General features: G+C 60.2%; 24 protein-coding genes. 7 read left to right on the forward strand and 17 right to left on the reverse strand.

The window, feature by feature from the left end; all coding sequences use genetic code 11:
- Positions 1–132: 132 nt before the first annotated feature.
- The 6 genes from ACIPZE_RS04585 to ACIPZE_RS04610 form a co-directional block, all read right to left on the reverse strand.
- Positions 133–1,194 (reverse strand): CobW family GTP-binding protein, encoded by a 1,062-nt coding sequence (locus ACIPZE_RS04585; protein WP_400771657.1) that lies wholly within the window; start codon positions 1,192–1,194, stop codon positions 133–135.
- Between the two features lie 99 nt (positions 1,195–1,293).
- Complete coding sequence (locus ACIPZE_RS04590; RefSeq protein ID WP_400771865.1) at positions 1,294–1,896, reverse strand: UbiX family flavin prenyltransferase; 603 nt, start codon at positions 1,894–1,896, stop codon at positions 1,294–1,296.
- A gap of 11 nt (positions 1,897–1,907) precedes the next feature.
- The gene (locus ACIPZE_RS04595) at positions 1,908–3,293 is read right to left on the reverse strand and encodes a UbiD family decarboxylase (protein WP_400771659.1); all 1,386 of its coding nucleotides are present in this window, start codon (positions 3,291–3,293) and stop codon (positions 1,908–1,910) included.
- Between the two features lie 242 nt (positions 3,294–3,535).
- Positions 3,536–4,441 carry an amidohydrolase family protein gene (locus tag ACIPZE_RS04600; protein ID WP_008081961.1) on the reverse strand — a complete coding sequence of 302 codons (906 nt, stop codon included), beginning with the start codon at positions 4,439–4,441 and terminating at the stop codon, positions 3,536–3,538.
- Between the two features lie 4 nt (positions 4,442–4,445).
- Positions 4,446–5,375 carry an amidohydrolase family protein gene (locus ACIPZE_RS04605; RefSeq protein ID WP_008081962.1) on the reverse strand — a complete coding sequence of 310 codons (930 nt, stop codon included), beginning with the start codon at positions 5,373–5,375 and terminating at the stop codon, positions 4,446–4,448.
- Positions 5,376–5,834: 459 nt separating this feature from the next.
- Positions 5,835–6,740 (reverse strand): LysR substrate-binding domain-containing protein, encoded by a 906-nt coding sequence (locus ACIPZE_RS04610; RefSeq protein WP_283436091.1) that lies wholly within the window; start codon positions 6,738–6,740, stop codon positions 5,835–5,837.
- A gap of 118 nt (positions 6,741–6,858) precedes the next feature.
- On the opposite strand from ACIPZE_RS04610, the gene ACIPZE_RS04615 reads away from it, so the two are divergent.
- From ACIPZE_RS04615 to ACIPZE_RS04640, 6 genes are all read left to right on the forward strand, one after another.
- Positions 6,859–7,323, forward strand: coding sequence for a (2Fe-2S)-binding protein (locus ACIPZE_RS04615; RefSeq protein WP_400771661.1), 465 nt, complete (start codon positions 6,859–6,861; stop codon positions 7,321–7,323).
- Positions 7,323–9,536, forward strand: a complete 2,214-nt coding sequence (locus ACIPZE_RS04620) for a molybdopterin cofactor-binding domain-containing protein (RefSeq protein WP_400771662.1) — start codon at positions 7,323–7,325, stop codon at positions 9,534–9,536. The genes ACIPZE_RS04615 and ACIPZE_RS04620 overlap by 1 nt, the downstream gene beginning before the upstream one ends.
- Before the next feature lie 6 nt (positions 9,537–9,542).
- On the forward strand, positions 9,543–10,436 hold the full coding sequence (locus ACIPZE_RS04625; protein WP_283436094.1) for a LysR substrate-binding domain-containing protein: 894 nt from the start codon (positions 9,543–9,545) through the stop codon (positions 10,434–10,436).
- Positions 10,437–10,605: 169 nt separating this feature from the next.
- Positions 10,606–12,102 (forward strand): helix-turn-helix transcriptional regulator, encoded by a 1,497-nt coding sequence (locus tag ACIPZE_RS04630; RefSeq protein WP_400771664.1) that lies wholly within the window; start codon positions 10,606–10,608, stop codon positions 12,100–12,102.
- Between the two features lie 136 nt (positions 12,103–12,238).
- Positions 12,239–12,496 (forward strand): DUF1652 domain-containing protein, encoded by a 258-nt coding sequence (locus ACIPZE_RS04635; protein WP_129394393.1) that lies wholly within the window; start codon positions 12,239–12,241, stop codon positions 12,494–12,496.
- Positions 12,497–13,188: 692 nt separating this feature from the next.
- Positions 13,189–13,785 (forward strand): trimeric intracellular cation channel family protein, encoded by a 597-nt coding sequence (locus ACIPZE_RS04640; protein WP_400771666.1) that lies wholly within the window; start codon positions 13,189–13,191, stop codon positions 13,783–13,785.
- Positions 13,786–13,788: 3 nt separating this feature from the next.
- Here the strand turns inward: ACIPZE_RS04640 and ACIPZE_RS04645 are convergent, their stop codons facing one another.
- The 3 genes from ACIPZE_RS04645 to ACIPZE_RS04655 form a co-directional block, all read right to left on the reverse strand.
- Positions 13,789–14,895: a Gfo/Idh/MocA family protein gene (locus ACIPZE_RS04645; RefSeq protein ID WP_283436097.1), complete on the reverse strand. Its 1,107-nt coding sequence runs from the start codon at positions 14,893–14,895 to the stop codon at positions 13,789–13,791.
- A gap of 201 nt (positions 14,896–15,096) precedes the next feature.
- Entirely contained in the window at positions 15,097–15,864 is a 768-nt protein-coding gene (locus ACIPZE_RS04650; RefSeq protein ID WP_016985259.1) for an SDR family oxidoreductase, read from the reverse strand.
- Between the two features lie 22 nt (positions 15,865–15,886).
- Positions 15,887–16,954 (reverse strand): phosphotransferase family protein, encoded by a 1,068-nt coding sequence (locus ACIPZE_RS04655; protein WP_283436098.1) that lies wholly within the window; start codon positions 16,952–16,954, stop codon positions 15,887–15,889.
- A 190-nt stretch (positions 16,955–17,144) separates the two neighbouring features.
- On the opposite strand from ACIPZE_RS04655, the gene ACIPZE_RS04660 reads away from it, so the two are divergent.
- Entirely contained in the window at positions 17,145–17,540 is a 396-nt protein-coding gene (locus tag ACIPZE_RS04660) for a DUF4280 domain-containing protein (RefSeq protein WP_129394389.1), read from the forward strand.
- A 265-nt stretch (positions 17,541–17,805) separates the two neighbouring features.
- Here the strand turns inward: ACIPZE_RS04660 and ACIPZE_RS04665 are convergent, their stop codons facing one another.
- The 8 genes from ACIPZE_RS04665 to tssH all read right to left on the reverse strand — a co-directional run bounded on the left by ACIPZE_RS04665 (position 17,806) and on the right by tssH (position 26,058).
- A complete protein-coding gene (locus ACIPZE_RS04665; protein ID WP_400771669.1) occupies positions 17,806–18,348 on the reverse strand; it encodes a toxin-antitoxin system YwqK family antitoxin in 543 nt (180 codons plus the stop codon).
- A 12-nt stretch (positions 18,349–18,360) separates the two neighbouring features.
- Positions 18,361–20,370, reverse strand: a complete 2,010-nt coding sequence (gene tssI / locus ACIPZE_RS04670; RefSeq protein ID WP_400771671.1) for a type VI secretion system tip protein TssI/VgrG — start codon at positions 20,368–20,370, stop codon at positions 18,361–18,363.
- 32 nt (positions 20,371–20,402) lie between these two features.
- Positions 20,403–21,071 (reverse strand): hypothetical protein, encoded by a 669-nt coding sequence (locus ACIPZE_RS04675; RefSeq protein WP_283436102.1) that lies wholly within the window; start codon positions 21,069–21,071, stop codon positions 20,403–20,405.
- A 13-nt stretch (positions 21,072–21,084) separates the two neighbouring features.
- Entirely contained in the window at positions 21,085–21,633 is a 549-nt protein-coding gene (locus tag ACIPZE_RS04680) for a hypothetical protein (RefSeq protein WP_283436103.1), read from the reverse strand.
- Between the two features lie 17 nt (positions 21,634–21,650).
- Positions 21,651–22,274 carry a hypothetical protein gene (locus ACIPZE_RS04685; RefSeq protein WP_400771673.1) on the reverse strand — a complete coding sequence of 208 codons (624 nt, stop codon included), beginning with the start codon at positions 22,272–22,274 and terminating at the stop codon, positions 21,651–21,653.
- Between the two features lie 44 nt (positions 22,275–22,318).
- Positions 22,319–22,882 carry a hypothetical protein gene (locus tag ACIPZE_RS04690; RefSeq protein WP_283436105.1) on the reverse strand — a complete coding sequence of 188 codons (564 nt, stop codon included), beginning with the start codon at positions 22,880–22,882 and terminating at the stop codon, positions 22,319–22,321.
- A 64-nt stretch (positions 22,883–22,946) separates the two neighbouring features.
- Positions 22,947–23,459: a hypothetical protein gene (locus tag ACIPZE_RS04695; RefSeq protein ID WP_283436106.1), complete on the reverse strand. Its 513-nt coding sequence runs from the start codon at positions 23,457–23,459 to the stop codon at positions 22,947–22,949.
- Between the two features lie 58 nt (positions 23,460–23,517).
- The gene (gene tssH, locus ACIPZE_RS04700) at positions 23,518–26,058 is read right to left on the reverse strand and encodes a type VI secretion system ATPase TssH (RefSeq protein WP_283436107.1); all 2,541 of its coding nucleotides are present in this window, start codon (positions 26,056–26,058) and stop codon (positions 23,518–23,520) included.
- Between the last annotated feature and the right edge of the window lies 1 nt (position 26,059).

Consider the following 26,059-nt stretch of genomic DNA (forward strand, 5'->3'; position numbering starts at 1 on the left):
GATGAATCAGTCACCATCATTGCTCAATGACACACCGCTATCGCGAGCAGGCTCACTCCTACAGGTTTTGTGGCATCAGTCATTCGTACACAGGTGCCCGAAGCCGCCATCCACCGGCTTCGATGCCTTGTTTCAGCCTGCCAGGCAGGCGGCGAAGCCCTGGTTCAGCGCCGCGCGGTCCAGGTCGCGGCCGATGAAGACGATCTTGCTTGAGCGCGGCTCCGTGCCCCACGCGGTCGAGGCGCGGAATTCGACCAGGCTGTGCACGCCTTGCAGCACGTAGCGCTGGTCCTCGTTAGCCACAGCGAGCACGCCTTTCATGCGATAGAGGTTGTCGGCCTGGGACGAGCGCAGTTCGCTGATCCAGCGATGGAACGCCATCAGGTTGACCGCGCCGTCGACGGCGATGCCTACCGATGACACGCTTGGATCGTGTTGGTGGTCCTGCTCTTCAATAGAGTGCTCAGCGTGATGCTCATGGTCGTGATGATCGTGATCGTGCTGCTCCGCGCCGATTTCCATGAGCTTCTGCGTGCATTCAAATGCGCCGATACCGAGGATTTTCGTCAGGTCGATCTGCGCATGGGTCGAGGTCACCAGTTCCGCTGTGGCATTCAAGCCACGGATCTTGCCGCGCAGGGTTTCCACTTCGGCGCTGCTGACCAGATCGACCTTGTTGATGACGATCCGGTCGGCGCAGACGATCTGATCCACCGCCTGATTATCGACCCCGTCGAGTTGCAGATCCTCCAGGTGCTGGGCGATGTGCTTGGCGTCGACCATGGTCACGATCGCGTCGAGTTCGACTTCATCGGCGATCGGATCATTGATGAAAAAGCTCTGCGCCACCGGGTATGGATCGGCCAGGCCGCTGGTTTCGATGAGGATGTGATCGAGGCGCACCGGGCGCGCCACCAGCTCACGGACGATGCGCACCAGATCCTCGCGAACCTCGGCGGTGCAGCACACGCAGCCGTTGACCATCTCGTAGATTTCTTCGGTTTCCGAGCTGAGGACGAGGTCGCCGTCGATGCCGACTTCACCGAATTCGTTTTCGATCACGGCGATTTTGCGGCCGTGGTTTTCCTTGAGAATGTAATTGAGCAGGGTGGTTTTACCGGCACCGAGGAAACCGGTGAGGATGGTCACGGGGATTTTGGTGTTGCGCGTTGGGGCGTTGAAGGGGGTGTTCATGGTGAGGCTCCTTTGATTGACCGGTGCACACTGAATTCGGTTGACGCTGCTTTTTTGTAGGAGTGAGCCTGCTCGCGATAGCGGTGTGTCAGTCGACATTTACGTTACTGACACGCCGCCATCGCGAGCAGGCTCACTCCTACAAGGGGATAGGGGTTCTTGCCATCGTTGAGCGACGCCGGCATCAAGGCCGAACAGGTCGAGCACGCGGCCGAGGCTGTGGTCGACCATTTGCGCGAGGTTTTCCGGCCGGGCGTAGAAGGCCGGCACCGGCGGGGCGATGATCCCGCCCATCTCGGTGACGGCAGTCATGTTGCGCAGGTGGGCGAGGGTCAGCGGGGTTTCGCGGGCCATCAGCACCAGCGTGCGGCGCTCCTTGAGGGTGACGTCGGCGGCGCGGCCGATCAGCCCCGATGAGGTGCCAGTGGCAATCTCCGCCAGCGTCCTCATCGAACACGGCGCCACCACCATCCCGAGGCAGCGAAATGAGCCGCTGGCAATCCCGGCGGCAACGTCATCGGCGCGGTGGTAATGAGTGGCCAGCGCGGTGACGTCGGCGAGTTTGTAATCCGTCTCGTGGGCCATGGTCAGCAGCGCGGCGCGGCTGATGATCAGGTGGCTTTCGATGTCCAGGTCGTCGAGCAATTGCAGCAGGCGCACGCCGTAGATGAAGCCGGACGCGCCGCTGATGCCGACCACCATCCGTTGCCGGTTCACGACTCAAGACCTTTGAGCAAAAGCCGCGCGCGTTCGAGTACATCCTGATCGAGCTGCGCCTTGATCCCGTCGAAAGCCGAACCGCGTGTGGCATCCAGGCCCATTCGCGAAGTGGTGCCATTGACCGAGGACGAAGGATCGAGCGGACTGCCCGGCAAGCCATCAATGGTGAAAATATCCAGATGCGGCTGAAAGTGCGTGGCCAGCGCCCACAGCACCTGGCTGTCATCGCTGATGTCGATATCGCTGTCCACCGCGATCACGGTTTTCAGGTACGGATCCCAACCGAGCAGCGCCAGCATGATCTGCCGCGCTTCGCCGTCGCGGCTCTGGTCCAGCGCCACATAGCAATGAAAATGCGTGCCGGAGTTCGGGTAATGCACGGCGGTGACGGCAGGGAAACGCGCCTTGAGTTTCTCGCTCATTTCCGCTTCGCGCGGCAGACGGGCGAGGGTCAAATGCTCGGCATAGCGGCCGCCCATCACGTCGACCAGCCAGGCGTCCTTGCGCCGCAAGAGGGTATCGACGCGCAAGACGTTGTTGGTCGAGCGATCGGAGGAATAACCGCTGAACTCGCCGAACGGACCTTCCTCGGCATACGCCGCCGGATCGATAGTGCCTTCCAGCACGAACTCGGCAGAGGCCGGGACACCGATGCCGTAGCGCGGGGTTTTCACCAGCTCCAGCGGTGCGCCGAACAGCCCGCCGGCGACAGCACGCTCATCGCCGCCATAAGGCAGGCGCGCAGCAGCGGCGAGCATGAACAGCGGGTGCGCCCCCACCACCATCGCTACGCGCAATTCTTCGCCACGTTCGCGTGCGGTTTGCAGCATCCGCCACAAATGACCGCGTGAATGCAGGCTGGTGGCGAGGGCTTGACGGGCGTGGCGCATCGAGCGGTGATAGCTCATGTTGGCGATGCCGGTCAGCGGGTCTTCGGCGATGATGATCGCGTTGGTGATGTACGGGCCGCGATCGCTGTCGAAATGCTTGAGCATCGGCAACAGCGCCAGATCCAGCGCTTCGCCTTCGAAGACTTCATCGAGGATCGGGCCGCTCTCCACGTAACGCGGTGCGATCGGATTATTGGCGCGGGTCTGGAAGGTTTCGTGCAGCTGCGCCGGCGTTACGCCGAACAGCCGGGCGATGCGGGTCCGCGAGGCGAACATATTGCTTGCCACCGGCACGCCGAGGTGGCCGACGTTTGCGCAGATCAGCAGAGGATCGCGGCCCTGGGCGGCGAGGGCATCGACCAGGGCGGTGACGTCCTGATCGGCAGAAATGGCTTGGGTGATGGTCAGCACATCGTCCGGGTACTCACGGCGATAGGCGTCGATGAACACGTGAAAGTCCTGAGAATCGCCGAGCGTCGAACGGGTCATGGTTTCACCTCGTAAAAAGCAGGCACGCAGGGGTGATAGAGCGTTCGCGCGGCCAGCCGTTGGCCTGCCGGTCGAGCGAAACGCCGGGTCATCTTCGTGCCTGTAAAGTCGCTGTGTGTCGGTCGTAACACTGACCCCTGTGGGAGCGAGCCTGCTCGCGAATGCGGTATGTCATTCAACGTTAATGGCGACTGATCCACCGCTTTCGCGAGCAGGCTCGCTCCCACAGGTTTTGTGTATGGCTACAGGTAGGTGGTGGTCAGGCGTATGTCGGCCTCGGCCAGGTCTTTGGGCGGTGGCGTCGGTTCGATTCCGCACAACCGGGCGATGTTGTTGCCCAGGTAATCCTCGAGATGATCTTCATCTATGCCCAAGCCCTGCGGCGCCGGCGAGCACAACACCTCCAGTTCCCTTAGCCACATCCCCGGCTCATTCGGCGGTGAGTCCGTGCCGAATACGATCTTGTTGCGCGGCAGTTCCTTGGCGAATTCGACGATCCGCGACTGGAAACACCAGCCCGATTCGCAGTACACGTTCGGCGTGTCCATGGCCATCCAGAACGCTTCGAACGAGTAGTTGCCGCCGGTCTGAATACCGAAATGGCCGATGATGAAATTGACCATCGGGAACTCGCGGATGATCGGGTAGAACATCGTCGGAATCGTGTACGGGCCGTCGCCGGTGTGGATCAGCACAACGATGTTGTACTTGGCGCAGACCTTCATTGCCGGACGCAGCCAGTCGAGTGCGCGATCCGGGCGATAGCCGTGCATGTTGGCGTGCAGCTTGAGCATCTTGAAGCCGTATTCCTTGATGTGGAATTCCAGCTCCGCCGCACCGTTTTCCGGTCCCCAGCGCGGGTTGAAGTTGAAGTTGCCGATGAAGCGATCCGGGTACTTCATGCACAGTTCGGCGATGTACGACATGTAGTCGCGCACGCCTTCGCGGCCCCGGCGGTTGCCGTCGCGATAACCGGTGTTGCCCGGTGGCGGCTGGATGAAACCCATGTCGATGCGACGTGGTTTACCGTTGATCATGTACGGGCCGTCCATCAACTTGAGCATGCGCTCGCCAGTGAACGGTTCGCCGGTGTGGCGCCAGGCCTCGTCGACCAGATTTGTTGGGTGCAGATGGGTGTCGATGATCATCGGTTCAGCTCCTGGCCAGTTGAGTGGTGACGGGACGCTTGAGTTGCGCCTCTGCTTCGGAAACGGAACGGGGTGGCGGGGTCGGTTCGAGGCCGATCATCCGCGCGGTGTTGTTGCCCAAGTAGTCTTCGAGGGTGTCCTCGTCGAGATTCAGGCCTTGTGGCGGCTCGTGGCAGAGCACTTCGAGCAGGCGCAGCCACATGCCCGGTTCGTTCGGCGGCGTGTCGGTGCCGAAGAGGATTTTGTGCGTCGGCAAGACCTTGGCGAATTCGACGATTCGCGATTGCAGGCACCAGCCGGATTCGCAGTAGACGTTGGGCAACTCCATCGCCCATTGCATCGGTTCGAACACGTAGACGCCGCCGGTCTGCACGCCGAAGTGGGCCATGATGAAATTGACGTTGGGGAATTCCTTGATCATCGGCACCCATTCCGACGGGATGCTGTACGGCCCGTCGCCGGTGTGCAGCTTGACCGGAATGCCCAGTTCGGCGCATTTCTCGAAGCATGGGCGTACCCAGTCGAGCGCACGGTCAGGACGGTAGGCGTGCATGTTGGCCTGCATCTGCACCATGCCGAAACCGTGTTCCTTGACGTAGCGCTCGATCGCTTCGACGCCGTTTTCCACGCCGCAGCGCGGGTTGTAGACGAAGCAGCCGATGAAGCGATCCGGGTAGGTCTGGACCATTTTCAGGGTGTAGGCCATGTAAGCGTCGATGGATTCACGGCCGGTGAGGTCGCCGTCGGTCCAGGTGTAAATCGTGTTGCCTTGCGGCGGCTGGATGAAGGCTTTGTCAATGCGGCGAGGCTTGCCGTTGACCATGTACGGGCCATCCATCATCTCCAGCAGACGCTCGCCAGTGAACGGGTCACCGTCATGCCTCCAGGCGAGGTCCACGAGATCCGTGGGATAGCAGCTGATATCGATGATCATTGCAGTCGATCTCCTGATAGCGGGGAAAGGAGCCTTGCGGCTCTCGGCATCCACGTCCCGGGCAATCGGCCGTTGCTATGCGCAAGACACGCGCATTCCCTCGCCTGTTCGCATCCGGCCCGGGTGGGTGGCTGCTGAGGGCGAGTATTGGAAGGCGGGGTTGGGTTCGTACAATATTAATTGGGCGGGGTGGTGATATGCGTTCGATATGGGCAGATCAGGAGCTACCCTCACCCCAGCCCTCTCCCGGAGGGAGAGGGGGCCGACCGAGGTGTTTTTCGCGATGCATCGACCTGAGAAACCGAGTCGATTATGGATTCGGTGAGGCAGATTCAGGTCGACGATTTTCTGAAGCATCCCCCTCTCAGATCGAGTCGATTATAGATTCACAGCTGATCTCTCAAGTCGGTGTAACTCTTCAATATCCCCCAATCAGTCCCCTCTACCTCTGGGAGAGGGTTAGGGTGAGGGCTGGATTTCAAGCGTACACAAAGCCAACTGTTTGATGATTTCAACCACCGGCGCCACACGCTCCGCCTGCCCATGCGGCCACACCGCGTAAAGGTTGTAATGCGCGGCAATCTGCGCCTCGTTCAACGCCACCAACCGCCCACTGCGCAACGCATCGGCCGCCAATAATCCGCGCACCAGCCCCGCTCCAACGCCAGCCTCTGCAGCGGCGATAAGGTTGGCAGCATTATCAAAAATCACCCGCGCCGGCGGCTCGGTCGGCGTCATCCCGGCCGCATCCAGCCACGGAATCCACGACCGCCGCGTATACCCCAACAACGGCAACTGAAGAATCTGCGCCGGACTCAACGGCACCTGCAAACCATAGCGCTCCAGCAATTCCGGCGAGGCCACCGCCAACACTCGGTCGCCACAAATCTGCGTCATCTCGCAGTCATCCCAATCGCCATAGCCGTAGCGCAACGCCAGATCAACCCGCTCAAACGAGCTGCGATCACTGCGCGGCATCGACAGCAGCGTCACCTCGTAATCCGGCAGCCCGTCAAGCAACTGCGGCAAGCGCGGATTGAGCCAGCTCTGCGCCAGTTCGCTGTCCACGTCGAGGGTCAAACGCTGCGCCACGCTGCGGTTTTTCACCGAGGAAATCGCCCGGTCAATCTGCGCCAGACCATCCGACAAGACACTGGCAAACAACTGCCCGGCATCGGTCAGATTGCTGCCGCCGCCTTCACGCACGAACAGCGGCTGGCCGATGAAATCTTCCAGCGCGCGGATCTGCTGACTGATCGCGCTGTGGGTCAGATCAAGTTTGCGCGCGGCGCTGGAGAAACTGCCGCTGCGCGCGGCGTGGATAAACGCGCTCATGGACTGCACCGACGGGTATCGCTTGTACATGTTGTTAGTCCTGCTTACAGCGGTTGGCAGAAATCGTCGCTGGCCGGGTTTTGCTCGGGGTTCCAATAATCGGTCACCAGGCCCGCACAAAGACGGGCCGCTCTTTTGGAGCCTGACAATGATTGCATTCACGGTTAACGGCGAACGACGCGAGCTGGATGAAGCGTCCTCCTCCATGCCCTTGTTATGGGTCTTGCGTGATCAACTGAAACTCACCGGCACCAAGTTCGGTTGCGGGATGGGCCTGTGCGGTGCCTGCACCGTGCACCTGGACGGCGTTGCGGTGCGTTCCTGCCAACTGCCAGCGGCCGCCGTCGCGGGCCATAGCATCACCACGATCGAGGGGTTGTCGCCGACACAAAACCATCCGCTGCAACTGGCCTGGGTCGCCGAAGATGTGCCGCAATGCGGCTACTGTCAATCCGGGCAGATCATGTCCGCTGCCTCGTTGCTCAACACCGGTGCGGCGGTGACTGACGATTCGATCCGCAATGCGATGTCCGGAAATATCTGCCGTTGCGGCACTTACGGGCGCATCAACAAAGCCATCAAACGCGCGGCGAATACGCCGAAGGAGGCCTGATGAGCCTCATCGACGACACCCGCCTCGAACTGCCGCGCCGGGTATTTCTCAAGCAAGCGGCGACCGTGGCTTCAGGCCTGGCGATTGCCCTGTACCTGCCGAGCGGTATTGCCGCCAGCGACCCGAAAGCCCCGGCACCGGCCAGCGAATTCGAGCCGAATGCCTGGGTGCGCATCTTCCCCGACGGCACGGTGAAACTGGTCGTACACAAGCACGATTCCGGCACCGGCACACAAACGGCATTGGCTGCGTGCGTGGCCGAAGAGCTCGACGTCAACCCGATGACCGTGCAGGTGATCACCCCGGAAGATCCATTCTTCGAAACCTACATTCATCCGATCTGGAAAGTCTTCTCCACGGGCGGCAGCACCAGCGTTTCCCTCGAATACGATCGCTTGCGCATGGCCGGTGCCACGGCGCGGGCGCTGTTGATTACCGCTGCAGCGAAACAGTGGAAAGTCAGCCCCGACAGTTGCACCACCGAGGAAGGTCGCGTCGTTCACACGTCGAGTAAGCGTAGCCTCGGTTATGGCGAACTGGTCGGGGTCGCGGCGAATCTGCCAGCGCCGACCCACGTCACGCTGAAAGACCCGGCGCAGTTCAAATACATCGGCAAGCTGCGCCACAAACGTGATGCCGCAGCCAAGGTGTGCGGGCGGTTCAAGTACAGCATCGACGTGCAATTGCCGGACATGCTGGTCGCAGTGATTCAGCGCGCGCCTGTGGTTGGATCGAAAGTGCTCAGCGTCGATTCAGCAGCCGCTCTGCAAGTGCCGGGCGTGCGTAAAGTGCTGGCGATTCCAGGGCGTCCCGATGTGCTCGGCGGTAATCTGGAAGGCGTCGCGGTGTTGGCAGATACCTTCTGGGCGGCGCAGCAGGGCCGCAAAGTGCTGGAGATCAAGTGGAGCGATTCGCCGCTGGCCGGTTTTGACAGTGAACAGTTGTCCAGCGCTCAAGCCCAAGCCATCGGCGATCCGCAAGCACAAACGGTCAAAGCCATGTCCAACGGTGATGTCAGCGGGCAATGGGCGGGTGCGGCGAAGCTGATCGAAGCCGATTACACCATGCCCTACAAAGTACAAAACCCGCTGGAACCGATCTGCATCACCGCGCAGGTTAAGGACAAGGCGATCACCTATTGGGGCGGCGTGCAGGTGCCGTCCTCAGCGCTGGAAGCTGCGCAGACCGTGTGCGGGATCGACAAGGCCAACGTGACCATTCATGAGTTGGTCTCTGGCGGCAGCTTCGGTGCAAGGGAGGCCAAATACTGGTTGTTCGAGGTCGCGTATCTGGCGCAGAAAACCGGCGTACCGGTGAAGTTGCTCAACAGTCGCGAAGACGAAATGCATGCGCTGTTCAATCACCCGGCGACCTTGCATCGGGTCAAAGGCGCGCTCGACGCTCAAGGCAAACTCACCGCGCTGCAACTGCACGCGGTGTCGCCAGCCTCGCCGGAGCAGTGGGAGCCGGGTTATTTCGAACGTCCAGACAAGATGGATTACAGCACCACCGAAGCGATCACCGCGTGGGACTTCGCCTATCGTCCGCCGCACCTGGAACTGAACTGGGTCAAGCACGAAAGCGATGTGCCGAGCGGTTGGTATCGCTCGGTGAGTTTCATCCCCAACGTGTTTGCCGTGGAAAGTTTCATGGATGAGCTGGCCCATGCGGCGGGCGAGGATCCATTGGCGTTCCGGCTGGCCAATATGCACGAGCGGCCTCGCCATGTCGCGGTGCTCAAACAGGCTGCCGAGCGCGCCGGATGGGGTCAGCCGTTGCCAGCGGGCACGGCGCTGGGGATCGCGACCAATCAGGGCTACACCAGTTTTATCGCGGTAGTCGCGCGGGTCGCGACGGTGGATGGCAAGCCGAAAATCGAGAAACTCACCTGCGTGGTCGATTGCGGTTTGGCCGTGTCGCCGGGCGGTGTCGAGGAGCAGATCTACGGCGGCCTGATGTGGGGCTTTGGTCATGCGTTGTTCGATCGACTCGAGATCAAACAGGGCAGGGTGGTGCAGAGCAACTTCCACGACTATCGCGTCACGCGCATGTCCGATATGCCGGCCACCGACATCCTGGTGCTTGACGGTGAACCGAGCAAACCCGGCGGCGTTGGCGAGTTGGGCAGCCCTTCGGTGGTGCCGGCCATCGCCAATGCCTTGTTCGCGCTGACCGGCGTGCGCCAGCGTTCGACGCCACTGAGCCTGGGATAAATCGCCATGGACTTGCGCCTGTTGCGGTACTTCATGGCGTTGGCCGATGAGTTGCACTTCGGTCGCGCTGCCGAGCGCTTGCACATCTGCCAGCCGCCGCTGAGTCAGCAGATTCGTTTGCTGGAGGAGGAACTCGGCACGCCGCTGTTCGAGCGCAGCCATCATCGGGTCGAGCTGACGGCGGCGGGGCAGATGCTTAAGGAGCAGGCGCCGCTGGTTTTCGAGCAGCTCGAGCGGGCGCTGGATCTGACGCGGCAGACCGGCCGTGGTCAGCTCGGTGAACTGGAAATCGGCATGATCAGTTCGGTGATGGTCGGCGTGCTGCCGCGAGCCTTGCACCTGTTTCGCGAGCGCTACCCGCAGGTCAACTGGCGCTTGCACGAGATGACCCCGGCGGCGCAGGTCAAGGCGTTGAAGGAGAAACGCATCGATGCCTGCGTGTTTCGCGTCGGTTATGACGACCCGCTGTTGCGCAATGAACTGCTGATCTATGAACCGATTCATGTGGTGATGCCGGCGGATCATCCATTGGCTGAGCGGGAAGTGCTGGCGCCGGCGGACCTGGCGCAGGAGCCGTTTGTCGCGCTGGAGCTGAAGCAGTCGCGGTTCGCCAATTTTCTCTATCAGTGCTGCATTCAGGCCGGGTTTACGCCGCAGATCCGCCAGCAGGTGATCGAGGTGCAGACCTTGCTCAGCCTGGTGCGCGCAGGTTTTGGCGTGGCGCTGTTGCCGGCGTCCATCGAGCAATTGGCGCCGGCAGGACTGGTATTCCGCCGCCTGACCCCGGCATTGCCGGAAGTGCCGCTGTACGCGACGTACCGCGCGGATGATGCCTCGGCAGTCCTGAAACTGTTCCTCGACACCCTCCGCGAACTCAACGGCAACCCCCAACCCCTGTAGGAGCTGCCGAAGGCTGCGATCTTTTGATGTTGTTTTTAAAAGACAAGATCAAAAGATCGCAGCCTTCGGCAGCTCCTACAGGGGGATGTGTTGTGTGTGAATAGAGATGCACGATCGCGATTGGCTGCGGTCGTAGTCTTCACATGGGCGTATCACTTGTGGAGATCCAATGAGCCAGGAAGTCCTGACCACCGAAACCAATCGCCGCCAGTTGCAGCAAATCATCGCCGGGCTGTCGGACGGGGTGATTTTGCTGGAGCTGGACCAGAGCATTCTTTGGGCCAACGAAGCCGCGCTGGCCATGCACGGTGTCAGCCGGATTACTGACCTGGGCCACAATGCCGATGAATACGCCAAACAGTTCAACCTGCGCTATCGCAACAATCACTCGATCACCGCTGAAAACTACCCGATCAGCCGCGTGGCGCGCTGTGAGAGTTTTAATGACGTGCTGATTGAAGTGTCGCCAACCGATGATCCGGAGCGCATCTGGGTACACAGCGTGCGCAGCATGATCCTCACCGATCGCGAAGGGCAGCCCGAGTCGCTGGTGCTGATCATGAGCGACGTCACCGACTGGGCCAACGCCGAGCAGCGCTTCGAAAAGACCTTCAACGCCAATCCGGCGCCGGCAGTGATCTGCCGTCTCAGCGACCTGCGCTACATCAAGGTCAATCCGGGGTTTCTGGAAATGACCGGCTACACCCGCGATCAAGTGATCGGCACCTCGGCCTATGAGATCGATATTTTTGAGCGAGCCGAGAAAAAAGATTTGGCGATCCAGCGTCTGCGCGACGTTGCGACCATTCCGCAAATGCAGGCCGAACTGCGCTTGCCCGATGGCAGCAGCAAGCAAGTGATCGTCGCCGGGCAACCGCTGACGCTCAACGATGAGGATTGCATGCTGTTTTCCTTCGTCGACATGGAATTGCGCCACAAGGCCGAAGTGGCGTTGCGCCAAAGCGAAGAGCGCTTTGCCAAGGCGTTCCGTCTGACGCCCGTGCCGATCCTGATTTGCAGCGCTGACGAGCAGCAGATCATCGACGTCAATCAGGCCTTCCTCGAAACCCTCGCCTACGACGGCAGCGAGGTGCTCGGCAGGACCGTGACGCAGCTGGATTTCATCGATGACAACGGCGCACGCACGCGGTTGCTGGCAGCGCTGGAGAAAAATGGCCGGGTTGATCGGGTCGATGTGCGCGTGCGCAAGAAGGACGCCGAACTGCTCGAGTGCGCGCTGTCTGCCGACACTGTGAATATCCAGGACATTCCCTGCTACTTGCTGGTGTTGATGGACATCACCGAGCGCAAGCGCACCGAGCTTGAGCTGGTGGCAGCGATTGAAGAGGTGATGAAAGACGCTTCGTGGTTCAGCCGTACGCTGATCGAAAAGCTGGCCAATGTGAAGAGGGTCAACTCGCCGCAGCTGCCGAGCGTGTCGTTCACTGACCTGACGGCACGTGAACGCGATGTGCTCGGGTTGATCTGCGAAGGGCTGGCGGACAAGGAGATCGCCGCACGGTTGAAACTCGCACCGAATACCGTGCGCAATCATGTCGCGACGGTGTATTCCAAGCTCGATGTGCACAGCCGCAGCGAGGCGATTGTCTGGGCGCGGGAGCGTGGTCTGTTTGCCGGCGACTGGGCCGGTAAGGGCCAGCGATGAGGTGCAAATGCACTAGTGCGAGGGGTGCAAATTGAGGTGTCTTGACGAGGCCGCTGTTCCTAGTCTGGTGGGGTGCGATACGAGCCTTTTCAGGCTTGGGATCGTGTCCCGTCGAAGCCGTCAAAGGAACAACTCAATGATGAACCTTGCGCAATTGCGCGCACAGCTTGAGCGCAGTTTTTCGCCGCTGGCGTGTGAATGTCTGGTGGATGGTGATCATTCGCTGACCGTGAAGTTATATCACCCGGAGTCGGGGCAGGTGGACCTGGTGATCAGTGGGCTGAAACTCGACGCGCTGCGTACGCCTGAGTCGGTAGAGGCGTTGATCGAAGAGTTGCGCTACGAACTCGAAAGCAACTCCCTGCGCGCCTCACGCGACCCCGACCTGGCATAACCCATGTAGGAGCTGCCGCAGGCTGCCATCTGTTGATCTTGATCTTGATCTTGCATCTGAACACCAAGATCAAAAGATCGCAGCCTGCGGCAGCTCCTACAGGGTGCGAACGCAAATCAGGTTGTCAGAGCGAGATCAGGGGGCGAACGCAAATCAGATTGTCAGCGCGAGATCAGGGTGTGAACGCAAATCAGGTTGTCAGCGCGAGATCAGGGTGTGAACGCAAATCCGGTTGTCTGCGCGAGATCAAGGTGCGTACGCAACACCGGGTTGTCAGCGCAAAACCGGGTTGTGCGCGCGAAATCGACAGCCCGCGCAGGCTGATCTGGCGCCTTTACTGGCGCTTGCGGTGGCCTCGGCTATAAAGAATGAGTGGTCAGGTCTTGCGTGGCCGGTTGGGTCGCGCAAGTTTGTCTTCCATTTATCGCGGGTCGTCCTATGAACAATCCTGGGAAACGCGTGTTGCCGTTGGCTTTTTTTGCCGTGCTGCTGGCAGGCTGTGCCAGTCCGCCGCCACCGCCTCCTGTTGCTCCACCCCCACCGCCGGAACGTACATGCCAGGTCCTCGAAAACACTGAGGTTGCCGGCGACATGTATGTCGACGGGCAAGTGACTCGACACACCACCACCACCCGTTGCGTCACTCAATAACGCCGGCGGGGCACAAGTCCCGGGTTGAGCGGATTGTACTGGTGGCCGATCTGCTCGGCACGGCGGTGTTTGCCGTGGAAGGCGCCATTGCGGCGATGCGCAGTCAGCTCGACTTGCTCGGGGTGATGGTCATCGCGTTTATTGTCGCGCTCGGCGGTGGCGTGACGCGTGACTTGCTGATTGGCGCCACGCCACCCAACGCGGTGGCCGATTGGCGCTATCCGGCGCTGGCGTTTTTCATGGGCGGGCTGGCGTTCGTGTTCCATGAACACGTGCTGAGCTGGTCCGGTTCGACCCTGATTGTGCTGGACGCCGCCGGGTTGGCGCTGTTTGCCGTAGCCGGCGCGCAGAAGGCTTTGAATTTCGCGATTACGCCATTTGTGGCGATGCTGATGGGCACGATTACCGGCGTCGGCGGCGGGGTGATCCGGGACATCGTGCTGGCGCGGATACCCGTGGTGCTGCAGGCGGATCTGTATGCCAGTTCGGCGTTTACCGGTGCGGCGGTGTTGATCATCGCGCGGCGCTGCGGTGTGTCGCCGGTGGCAGCGGCGTTGCTGGCAGGCGCAGCGTGTCTGCTGCTGCGCCTGTTGTCAGTGCATTTCGGCTGGCAGTTACCGAAGGTCATTGACGCCTGAATCTCAAACCTCTTCCAGGCTGACCCAACGCTGCTCGCGCGCAGCGAGGCGAATCGCCGTGGCCAGACGCTCGACCGCCCAGGCCTGTTCGAAGTCGGTGCCACCCTGATGGTTGCCGGCCAGCGCCATCAGCACGTCATGCACCTCCAGCGTCTTCAGTTCGTTGTAGCCCAATTGATGACCCGGGGCTGGGCTGAATGCGGCGTAGCCCGGCAGGTTGGGGCCGGCGAGCAGGCGCTGGAAGCCGTCCTGCCCGGCGCGGAACAGACGCAGTTCATTCAAACGCTCCTGATCGAACGTCAGGGTGCCGCGCGTGCCACTGATTTCAAAGCTCAGGTGATTTTTGTAGCCGTGCTTGAGCCAACTGCTGCTGAACGTGCCTCGGGCGCCGTTGGCGAAACGCAGCAGGGCGTGCACTTGATCGTCGACGTTGATCGGTTTTTGCGTGGTGCCGGCCGGGCGTTGGGTGTGCACGGTGTGAGTGTCGGCACAAACGGCTTCAACGTCGCCGACCAGATAGCGCGCCATCGACAGCAAGTGACTGCCGAGATCGGCCAGTGCACCGCCGGCATGCGCCGGATCGCAGCGCCATGACCACGGCGAATCGGGGTCGGCCATGAAGTCTTCGCTGAATTCGCCCTGAAAGCTGATGATCTCGCCGAGTTCGCCGTCGCGAATCAGGTCATGCGCCAAGGTGATCATCGGGTTGTGCTGATAGTTGTAGCCGACCCGCGTGACCACACCGGCGTCTCTCGCCGCCTGACGCATCGCGCTGGCTTGTTCGAGGCTCACCGCCAGGGGCTTTTCGCAGTAAACCGCTTTGCCGGCAGCCAGGGCGGCCATGGCCATTGGATAGTGCAGGTGATTAGGGGTGGTGATGGCGACCAGATTGACTTTGGGGTCATTGATCAAGTGTTGCCAGTCGCTGTGATGGGCGGCAAATCCCCAGGCTTCGGCACACTGGCGGGCACGCTGTGGATCGGCGTCGGTGAGGGCGGCGAGGTTGAGTTTGAATGGCAGTTCGAAGACTGCACTGACATTGCGAAACGCCAAGGCATGGGCACGGCCCATGAAACCTGTGCCGATGAGACCGATACCGAGTTCGCGCATAGCCTTCTTCCTTTGGATTTTTATTTTCAGGAAGGCTATTTATGGAATAAAAATTCCCTTAATGCAAATTTCAGAATAATTATTCAATCCATGTAGGAGCTGCCGCAGGCTGCGATCTTTTTTTAAAGACAAGATCAAAAGATCGCAGCCTGCGGCAGCTCCTACATGGGTCAGTCGATCAGTACATGGGGTGGCTGGAGGTCAGGACAGGAAACCACCGTCCACATTCAGCGCAACGCCGGTGGTGTAGCTCGACGCATCACTCGCCAGGTACAACACCGCACCGGCCATTTCACTCGGATCGGCCACGCGTTTGAGCGGGATCTGCGTCAGCGCCTGCTTGAGGATCGCGTCGTTCTTCACCAGCGCCGAGGCGAACTTGGTGTCGGTCAGACCCGGCAACAGGGCGTTGCAACGGATGCCGAACTGCGCGCATTCCTTGGCGAAGACCTTGGTCATGTTGATCACCGCCGCCTTGGTCACCGAGTAGATGCCCTGGAAAATGCCCGGCGAGATACCGTTGATAGACGCCACGTTGATGATGCTGCCACCACCGTTTTCGCGCATCAGCTTGCCGGCTTCGACGGACATGAAGAAGTAGCCGCGAATGTTCACGTCAACGGTTTTCTGGAAGGCACTCAGATCAGTGTCCAGCACGTTGCAGAATTGCGGGTTGGTCGCGGCGTTGTTGACCAGAATGTCGAGGCGGCCGAACTGTTCCTTGATCCCGGCGAACACCTGGGCAATCTGCTCCATTTCACCGATGTGGCAGGCCACCGCAGTGGCTTTGCCGCCAGCCGCGATGATCGCATCGGCGACGTGCTGGCAGCCGTCGAGTTTGCGGCTCGAGACGATGACGTGGGCGCCTTGCTGGGCCAACAGTTTGGCGATCGCTTCACCGATGCCACGGCTGGCGCCGGAAACGAAAGCGATTTTACCGTCGAGGTCGAACAACTGAGTCTTGGACATAAGGGTTCCTGGGTGTGGGCCGTCAGAGGCTCGATTTCGCAATGACTTGCAGGCTCATCTGCTCCAGCAGTTTGTTCATGTGAATGAACTGCGCGAAGCGTTTGTCCTGGGTCTGGCCATGGTAGAAGCGGTAGTAGATCTGCTGCACGATGCCGGCCAGGCGGAACAGGCCGTAGGTGTAGTAGAAGTCGAAATTGTCGATCTGGATGCCCGAACGCTCGGCGTAGTAATCGACGAACTCGCGGCGCGTGAGCATGCCCGGCGCGTGGCTCGGCTGGCGGCGCATCAGTTGCACCGGCGCCGGATCGTCGGCCTGAATCCAATAGGCGAGGGTGTTGCCCAGGTCCATCAGCGGATCGCCGAGGGTGGTCAGTTCCCAGTCGAGCACGCCGATGATCTGCATCGGGTTGTGCGGGTCGAGGATGACGTTGTCGAAGCGGTAATCGTTATGAACGATGCTTGAGGTCGGATGATCGGCCGGCATCTTGTCGTTGAGCCAGGCTTTCACCGCTTGCCAGTGCGGCGCGTCCGGGGTCAGGGCCTTTTCGTAGCGCTCGCTCCAGCCTTTGATCTGGCGGGCGACGTAGCCTTCGGGTTTACCCAGATCGCCGAGGCCGCAAGCGTTGTAGTCAACGCGGTGCAGTTCGACGAAACGGTCGATGAAGCTTTTGCACAGTGCCTCGGTTTTCGCCGAATCGAGGCCCAGTTCCGGCGGCAGTTCCGAGCGCAGAATGATCCCGTTGACGCGTTCCATCACGTAGAACTCGGCGCCGATCACCGAATCGTCGGTGCAGTGCACGTAGGCTTTCGGGCAATACGGAAAGCCGTCGCGCAGCTGATTGAGAATGCGGAATTCGCGGCCCATGTCGTGGGCGGATTTGGCCTTGTGGCCGAATGGCGGACGGCGCAGGACGAATTCCTGCTCCGGGTATTCGAGCAGGTAGGTCAGGTTCGACGCACCGCCGGGGAACTGGCTGATCGCAGGTGTGCCGCTGAGGCCCGGAATGTGCGCCTTGAGGTACGGATCGATCAGGCTGGCATCGAGTTCTTCGCCAGAGCGGATACGGGTGGACTGGTCAGTAAGCGCCATGCTTATCCCTTCTGCTTATTTTGGAGGCCAGACATCATTGGCTAATCTAATGGCGCGCTCGGGCGGTCACAAGCGCGGGTCGGTCTTATAGGTTAGCGTGTTGCCGGATAATCACCTTTGGGAATGTGCGCGCCGGGCCATCGCAGGCTAAGGTTTAGCGGGTATGCCGTGTTCGCCAAGGAGGCTTGAGATGGGCTGTCCGCAAGTCTGTGCCAGTGCCACATTGCAATGCAGCTTTGGCGCCGCGCCGTCGATGCTCAACGTGCTGCCGGTGAATCGCACGCTGACCGGCGGCATGCCGGCGGCGAACATCATGGACCACATCCCGTTGGTCAACATCCTGCCGTTCGGGGTATGCATGAGCCTGGCCAATCCGATGGTCGCCGCCGCGACGGCTGCCGCGCTTGGCGTGTTGACGCCGATGCCGTGCATCCCGGCGACCGCAGCGCCGTGGATCCCCGGTGGAGCGCCGACGCTGTTGCTGGGCGGGATGCCGGCGATCGACGCCAACAGCACGCTGATGTGCACGTGGGCGGGAGTGATCAAGATTGTCATGCCGGGGCAGATGCAGATGCTCATCCCCTGAACCCCTGTAGGAGCTGCCGAAGGCTGCGATCTTGATGATCGCTCCCACGCTCCGCGTGGGAGCGCAGCCCGGGACGCTCTGCGTTCCATCCAGAGCCGAACGCAGAGCGTCGTTGAGGCGTTCCCACGCAGAGCGTGGGAACGATCATAAAACAGGATCAATAGATCGCAGCCTTCGGCAGCTCCTACACGGGGCGGTGGGGTTCGACAAATTCTGTGGGAGCGGGCTTGCTCGCGAAGAGGCCAGTCGATACAGCCGGAAAACTTCAGACCTGCTGCGGATCGGCCCACTGGCGATACCACCAGCGCACCCGCGAAATCGGCTTGCCATCGGCGCCCAGCGGTCGACCGTCCTCGGCATAACCTTGCTCCGGCTCGATCAACTGCCCATTCAGATACCGAGCTTCCAGCGCCGGTTTGCCATTGGCATGAAAGCGCTGATAACGCCCCTCACGTACGCCATCGCGATAAAACTCCGCCTCCGCCACTTGCCCGTCCGGGAAGTAATTGAACGCCTCGCCATGCAACAACCCCCGCCGATAGGTCGCCTTGCGCTGGAGAAACCCCTCTGGTGCGTAAAAACTCGCGACCCCTTGCAGCTTGTCGCGCACGAACGGCATTTGCGCCGAGACCTTGCCATTCGGGTGATACAGCAGTGACGTGCCCTGCAACTCACCCTCGCGGTAATGCAGATCGGCCTGCTTGCGCCCGTCATCCTTGATGTTCAGCGGCCCGTCGAGCTGACCGTCCTGCAAACGTCCCTTGAGCTGCTTGTCCGCCTGCTGCAGATCCAGCGGTATGATCGCCATGGCTTGTCCTTGTCAGTTGACCTGCACCAGGCCGCCCTTGATGGTCAGCATGCCGCCACCGTCGACGGTCTGCGAGGCCGCGCCCTTGTTGGTCAGGCTGATGCCGGCGTCGTTGGTCAGCGTCGTGCCGGCCTTGTTGTCCAGCGAAGTGCCGGCCTGATTGGTCAGCGCCGTGCCGGCCTTCTGCGTGATCGAAGTGCTGGCCGACGTCGCCAGATCGGCGCCGCTCTTGATGGTGAAACTGCCGCCGCTTTGCAGGGTGAGGGTGCCGCTGACCTTGATGGTCAGGTTGCCGTCCACGGTCAGGCTGTAATCGCCGGTGACCTTGTCGGTGTAGTTGCCGCCGGTGCTGTGGTTCTGATCGGCGCCGACTTTCACCGTTCGGCTGTCCTTCACATCGAGGCTGTCGCTGCCGGTCTGAATCGTGACGCTGCGTTTGCCCTTTTCCAGCGTGACGGTTTCGTCACCGTCCTTCACCGTGCGCGTGCGCGCGTTTTGTACCGTGAGGGTTTCGTCGTGGCCGACGGTGGCGGTGGTGTCGTTGAGCACGTTGATGTTCAGATCTTTCTGCGCCTGCAAGAACACTTCTTCGGCGTCTTTCTTGTCCTCGAAGCGCAATTCATTGAAGCCGCCACCACCCTTGGACGACTGGGTCTTGATCCCCGACTGGGTCTGATTGGCCGGCAGCGCGTAGGGCAGGGCGTTGTCGCCGTTGTAGACGCAACCGGTCACCAGTGGCCGATCCGGATCGCCGTCGATAAAGGTCACGATGACCTCCTGGCCGATGCGCGGCACAAACTGCATACCGAAACCCTTGCCGCTCCACGGCAGTACCACGCGCACCCAGCAGGAACTGGTCTCGTCGTTCTTGCCGTCGCGATCCCAAGGGAACTGCAACTTGATCCGCCCGTATTCGTCAGTCCAGATTTCCTCGCCGGATTTGCCAACGACGATCGCTGTTTGCGCATGCATGCGTGGTTTCGGTGTGGTGCGCTGCGGGCGAAACGTGGTGCTTTTGGGGATCGCTTCGAAGCGGTTGCGATAGCTTTCGTGAGTGGCGTCATGGGTGACCCGCGTCACCACCCAATCGATGTTCAGACTGCTGTCGTCATGCCCGTCGAGGGTGAACCAGTGCCCGGGAATCAGCCAGCGACAGTCACTCTCACCGACAAAGCGTTTCTCTTCACTGCGCAAACCGTCGACGCGCTGCTTGGTCAGCGCATCACCTTGGGCTTTGGCGTTGTAACCGCCCGGATGTTCATAGACTGACAGCGGGCCGGCTACTGCTTCAGCCTGGCCATACAGCGAGGTGGTCGGCGTGGTGAATTCGTAATCGGTGGCCCGATAGACCCCGGCCACCGCCTGCAAACACACCTGCCCTGAACGGATCCCGTGCAACTCGCGCAGCCCCAGTCCTTGCCCCAGATAGCTGACCTTCGGCCCGTTGGGAATCTGCACGAAGGCGTCGTTGCTGTCGCCCAAAACCAATGTGTGCTTACCGGCGTCGTGGGTGAAAAACCAGAAGATGCCATCCTCTTCGAGCAGCCGGGAGACGAAGGCGAAATCGCTCTCGCCGTACTGCACGCAGTATTCGCGCGGCGTGTAGCTGCCGGTCAGCGACAGTTTGAAATCGGTAAAACCGTACGCCTTGAAAATCGTCGTGACGATGTCGGAGGTGGCAAGGTTTTGGAAAATACGATTGTTGCTTCCGAGTGTCAGCCACCACAGCCACGGCCTCAGCAATAGCTGATAGCGCTCAGCAGTAGCATCGGCGGGGAGCTGGCGGATCTCGGCGACCAGCGCATCGAACGGGCGGACCAGGGCATCGTTGTGCAACGTCGTGGTGACGTGGCTGGCGACAGCGCTGGTCAGGGTGAGCGCGGTGCCGTCATTGAGGCCGTTGAGGATTTGTGAGCCGAGGGCATTGAGCGCTTCTTCGCCGGACAGCGATTCAGGGAAAAGCGCCGACAGTGAGGTGGCGGTGAGGGAGAGCGAAGTATTGCTGTCGACGGAACGCGGCATCGAAAATCCTCAAAGTCAGCGGAAATTGAACTTCAACCGGTGACGTCAAAAAGAATCGGCCGGTGATCCGGGCCAGACATGTCGAAGATATGCGCCAGCCCGGTGATGTCGACGACGTTGACGGTCACGTCCGCCGACGCCAGGACCCAGTCGAGAATCCCGCCTTTGGCTTGTGTCTGCTGCCCGCCCCAGCAATCGTAGGCAAGGCCTGCGGTGTCGAGTTGGCCGACGTTGGCGTAATCCAGATTGAGATCGCCGGTGGCGACCCATCGACCGCCCAGCGCGGTGCAGGATTTAAGTTGGCTTCGGGTCAGTCCGGTCTGCCCGGATTTGAAGTGCGCGAGAAACACATAGCCGGTATAGCCGTTGACCCCACTGGCCTCCACGGCAATCAGATCTCGGTTCAGGCCATGCAGGCTTCCCTGACTACAGACTTGAAGCCTTTCGAAGCTTTTGACCATGACGATGTAAGCGTTCGAATAACCACCGGTGAAAGAGTAGACCGTGTAGTTCTGATAGATGTCAGCGAGATTGCTGCGGTAATTAACGATCTGCGCCGAATGGATCTCGCATAAAAAGACAATGTCGGCATCCCAGGCATTACTTGAACAGCAGTTGTGCAGAAAAAAATCGACTTGGGTCTGTTTAACCTGTGAGGAGGATTTACCGTTTTTTTCGACGTTGAAACTCCCGATTCTCATGCCTCACCTTTCCTTATTCAATGTAGGCGTTGGCCACCTGCAGACAACTGCTGCAGGGCGCAAGGAATTGTTCATCGGCTTTGGCGACGGCCACGTAAGCGTGTAGAACCCGGGTGTCTTCGATGTCCGGGTGGCCGGCCAGCGATAGCTCGACGATGACATCCCCCCAGTGGTGTATCGCGCTGATGATTTTTTTCTCCGCACAGCCTGGGTTCCAGTACTGCGAGCTGATTTGCGGCAGCGTCGTTGTGCAGGCGCAGATTCCCTGCTCGTGGTTGTATGGCGTTGCGTCTATTGCCTGGCGAGTTGCGTGGTAGAGCCAGTTCGAGACGCCAAAACCGCCGGTGATCGCCCTGATGTTTCGCTGTATGTCCGGAGAAACGGCGGTGTACCAGTAGCCTTGTGCAGACCAGCAAACGGCAATGACGCCTGGAGCATTTATCCCTCGCCAAGTGAGAAAGTCCGAGAGCGTCTGTGCAACGGTATAGGTCCTCTCGTCCGGGCCTGGAATGTTGCCGAAGTGTCCGGCCAATAAATGCTTTGTCGTCCTGTCAAGGCTCATATCCAACTCCCTGTAATTCAGTCATCGAATTGGCCCAGTGCATAAGGCACTCGGTCTTTCACCTGCCATGCATCAGCGTTGACCCGGATGATTGCCGATCCGTAAACGTGCCAATACGCGCCTCTTTTGATGCAAATGACGGTGTGTTCATATCCACCCGTGTTGTCCTTGTCCGGGCCGAAATAACGGCGGCAACGCTCCTGAGTTGTGTTGTCAGGGCCTGAATAGTCATTGTTGGTCACGCGGATCTTTTGTGCGCCCACGACCAGGCCACCCATGGCGTTGCCATCGGAATCATGAAAAAAACGATTGCCCGTGGCGGTGGCATGAACCGAAAGCGCGCAGCCGTTCATGGGATAGGTCACCACCAGGGTGCCATCGGGTTGACCGCTGGGTACGTCGCAATAACGTGCTTCTCCCTGACTGAACGGGATGTACCAGTCCGGACCGCCGGCTACCACGTCTATCCGGTAGATACTTGACTGGTTATAGCGCGTGCAGGTCAGCGTGCATGCGCCTCCGACCGCGTCGCGGAGGGCATCGCCGCGTACGATGAACCCCCAGGCACTGATCGCGACACTAGGCTGGTTGCGTAGCAAAGCGAGTACTTCGTTACCGGGTTTCATGATCGGCGTGTCCATGTCTTGATCGGGGGCGATGGAGATCTACAGCCAACAGATTTTTTCTATGGTCCTTTTTGCTCTTCCTCTGCGACGGCGGCCGCCGCGCTGTCTTTGTTCTTTTTGTAAAAAATCAAAGTTTCGAGCTTGGTGTCTCGTTCAAGGGCAGAGGTATGCGAAGGGTAGTGGAGGAGTATTTTCTGGCCCATTTCCAGGATCCAGTTGTCAGGCGCCGCTGTTGGGGAATAGTTGTTTTCCAGGGCCGTACTGGAAAAAGAGTTTTTTGCCAGGATGTATTTGTTTTTTTTGTTACCCGTGATCAGGACGATTCCGCCTACTTTTAAACAGCGGTCGGTGTCTGCGTCGATTAACGAAAAACCATGCGGCGACACACCGATTATCAGATCCAGGCTTTTGGGCGTGAGGGTCGAATAGAAATTCGCAGAATGGCTGTAGTTGAAGAGAGGCTCAGGTGCACTCACCATCCCGGCAAATATCCCCAGCATCACCCCGTCCAGCACATTTTTTACTGAGGTCAGTGGGTCATAATTCAGAACTTCGCACTCTACGGAGAAATCATCCGCAGCCATCGGCAGCAAGCCAGCCGCTACATTAAGTACCTTCTTCATGTCGCCTCCCTTGAATTGATCCGTCTCGGCTTGTCCGTGCGAAGGCGGGCCGCTGAACTCAGAACTATTTTTTTGCAGGTTCCGGGATTCCGAAATAAGGACACCACCGTACCGGGCCCCAGACAGTAATCTTGTGCGTTTGGCCAATTCGACTGTGGTAGGGCGAATTGGGGTTTTCCGCGTTATTTCCTGCGACGCCCAATCCACCGTTCTTGATGATGCAGAATGCATGGCCGACAGAACTCGGACTTTCATTGAACCCATTGATACCGGTGTTGACCGCCAGGTATCGACCATCCAGATCTTTTGCCATCAATGTCTTGAGCTCTCCCCATGGCTTGTCGCTGTATATCTTCTTCATGCGTAGGTGGCCCGCAATCGATTCAACAATCGTGTCGTTCTCGAGTTTTCTGGCTGATTCGATCCAGCCCTTCTGTAAAAAGAAATTGATAGCGGCGTGTGCATTGATTCCCAGCACTTTGGAAAATGACATGGCCACGCAGTTTTTATCTTCCGCCAACCTGTCCTTTGGGGTTTTGCTGTCCAGGTCGTCAATTTGAAAAGGGTTATAAGGCATTGGCTCACTCCGGTTCTTTGACAAAGGTTGGCGTTCTCGCCCAGTAGGCAAAAGGGGGTTATTCCAACACCCACTCCGCCAACTTCCCCGTCACCTGCGTCATCAACACATTCTCGACATCCCGCGCGCCCGCTGCGCTGCACTTGGCGAGCACCGCTTTAACAATCCCTGAATCAAATTCGAACTGTTTGCCGGTCGCCGCCTTGTAGCGGCCACGCAATTTCTCCAGCTTGGCCAACACGATGCCTTCCAGCGTCGCCTCGTCCAGTGGCCGATACGCGACCACGGTCATGCGCGCCAGAAACGCCGGGCGGAAGGCTTGCAGGAGGACTTTGTGCAGCGCTTCGTTAAAGGCATCGCTGCCGAGTTGCGCGACCGGGGTGTCGAGCAACAACTCAGCGCCGACATTGCTGGTGGCGAGCATTACGGTGTTCTTGAAATCCACCACCAACCCGGTACCGTCCTCCATCAAGCCTTTATCGAAGACGTTGTAGAAGGCTTCGAGAACATCCGGGTGGGCCTTCTCGATTTCGTCCAGTAACACCACCGAATAGGGCTTGCGCCGTACCGCTTCGGTCAGCACGCCGCCGCTGCCGTAGCCGACATAACCGGGCGGCGCACCTTTGAGCTGGCTGACGGTGTGGGCTTCCTGGTACTCGGAAAGATTGATGCTGATCAGGTTGCGCTCGCCGCCATACAAGGCGTCGGCCAGCGCATAGGCGGTTTCGGTTTTGCCGACGCCGGTGGGGCCGACCAGCAGGAACACCCCGACCGGTTTTTGCGGGTCGGTGAGGCCGGCGCGGTAGGCTTGCAAGCGCTGCGCGATGGTGTTGAGCGCGGTGCTCTGGCCCATGACGCGCTGGCTCATCCGCGTGCCAAGAGTGCGCACGGCGTGGGCTTCGTCGGCGAGCATCTTGCCGACGGGAATGCCGGTCCAGCCGGCGATAACGGCGGCGACGGTTTTCGCGTCAACCTGTTCCGGCACCAGCGGATCGTCCTGGCGGATCGCATCCAGTCCAGCCTCAAGCCGCAGCAATTCGGCGGCCAGATGATCGATGCGGCTGTCGGTGGCCTCATCGGGTTTGTCGCTGTCGGCGCGCTCACTCAAATCGAGCAATTCGCGGCGGGTCACGAGCAGTTCGCGCACGGCCACACGTTCCTCGCCCCAGCGGGTTTCCAGTTCACGAATCGCTTGCACATTGGTTTTCGATTCATCTTCCAGCAGGGTGATGCGCTCACGGTGATCGAGGCCTGTGGCCTGTTCGCGGCGCAGGCGTTCGACTTCGTCTTTCAGGCTGTTCTGCCGGTGGCGCAGGCTTTCCAGTGGCGGCGGCACGTCGTGCTGGCCGAGGGCGACGCGGGCGCAGGCAGTGTCGAGGACGCTGATGGCTTTGTCCGGTAACTGGCGGCCGGAGATGTAGCGGTGCGAGAGTTTTACCGCTTCGTGAATCGCTGCATCGAGTACCTGCACGCCGTGGTGCTGCTCGAGTTTGGCGGCGACGCCACGGAGCATTTCCACGGCGGTGATTTCGTCCGGCTCTTCAACCTGCACCAGTTGAAAACGCCGGGCGAGGGCCGGGTCTTTCTCGAAGTATTTTTTATATTCCATCCAGGTCGTGGCAGCGAGGGTGCGCAACTCACCTCGGGCCAGCGCCGGTTTCAGCAGGTTGGCGGCATCGCTGCCGCCCTCGGCACCGCCCGCGCCGATCAGCGTGTGGGCTTCGTCGATGAACAGGATGATCGGTTTGTCGGCGTTGCGTACCGCGTCGATCACGCCTTTCAAACGTTGCTCGAATTCGCCTTTGACCCCGGCGCCGGCCTGCAACAAACCGAGGTCGAGCACGCGCAGGCTGACGTCTTGCAATGACGGCGGCACATCGCCGGCGGCGATGCGCAAGGCCAGGCCTTCGACCACGGCGGTTTTACCGACCCCGGGAGCGCCGACCAGAATCGGGTTGTTCTGCCGGCGCCTCAACAGAATGTCGATGCACTGACGGATCTCGCCGTCGCGCCCGACAATCGGATCGATGCGTCCGGCGTGGGCGTCGGCGGTCAGATCCTGAGTGTATTGATCGAACACCGAGTCTTGCCGTGGCGCAGGATGACCGGCGGATGCGTTTCGCGCACCGACATGTTCGCGCGAGTTTTCCGTCCACTCCAACAGGTTGGCGCGCAGGGCTTCCTTGGGGATACGCAGCAACGACGACGCACTGTTGAGCAGCAGGCTGCGGCGTTCATCGCGATCAATCAAGGCCAGCAACAGCAACCCGGAACGAATACTGTCGATGCCCAGCACGCTGGCCTGCACCACCGCGTCTTCCAGCAACCCGAGCGTGTGCCCCGACAAGGCTGGCGTGCGGGTACTGCCAGCCTTGAACAGGTCCAGTGCCTTGTTGATTTCCGCCGTCAGCGCATCACGTTCCAGACCAAAACGCGGCAACAGAAAAGCCAGGTCGCCGCCCTCGATGTCGAGCAGTTCCAGCAGTAAATGCTCAATCTCGACAAAGTGATGCCCGCGTTGCAAACACCGTTGCGCCGCACGTTCGAGCGCCCGGCGATTGTCCGGGTTGAGGCGTCCGATCAGGCTGGCCAGTTCCATT

The organism is Pseudomonas sp. NPDC089741, from assembly GCF_044748825.1.
Lineage (GTDB): Bacteria > Pseudomonadota > Gammaproteobacteria > Pseudomonadales > Pseudomonadaceae > Aquipseudomonas > Aquipseudomonas helmanticensis.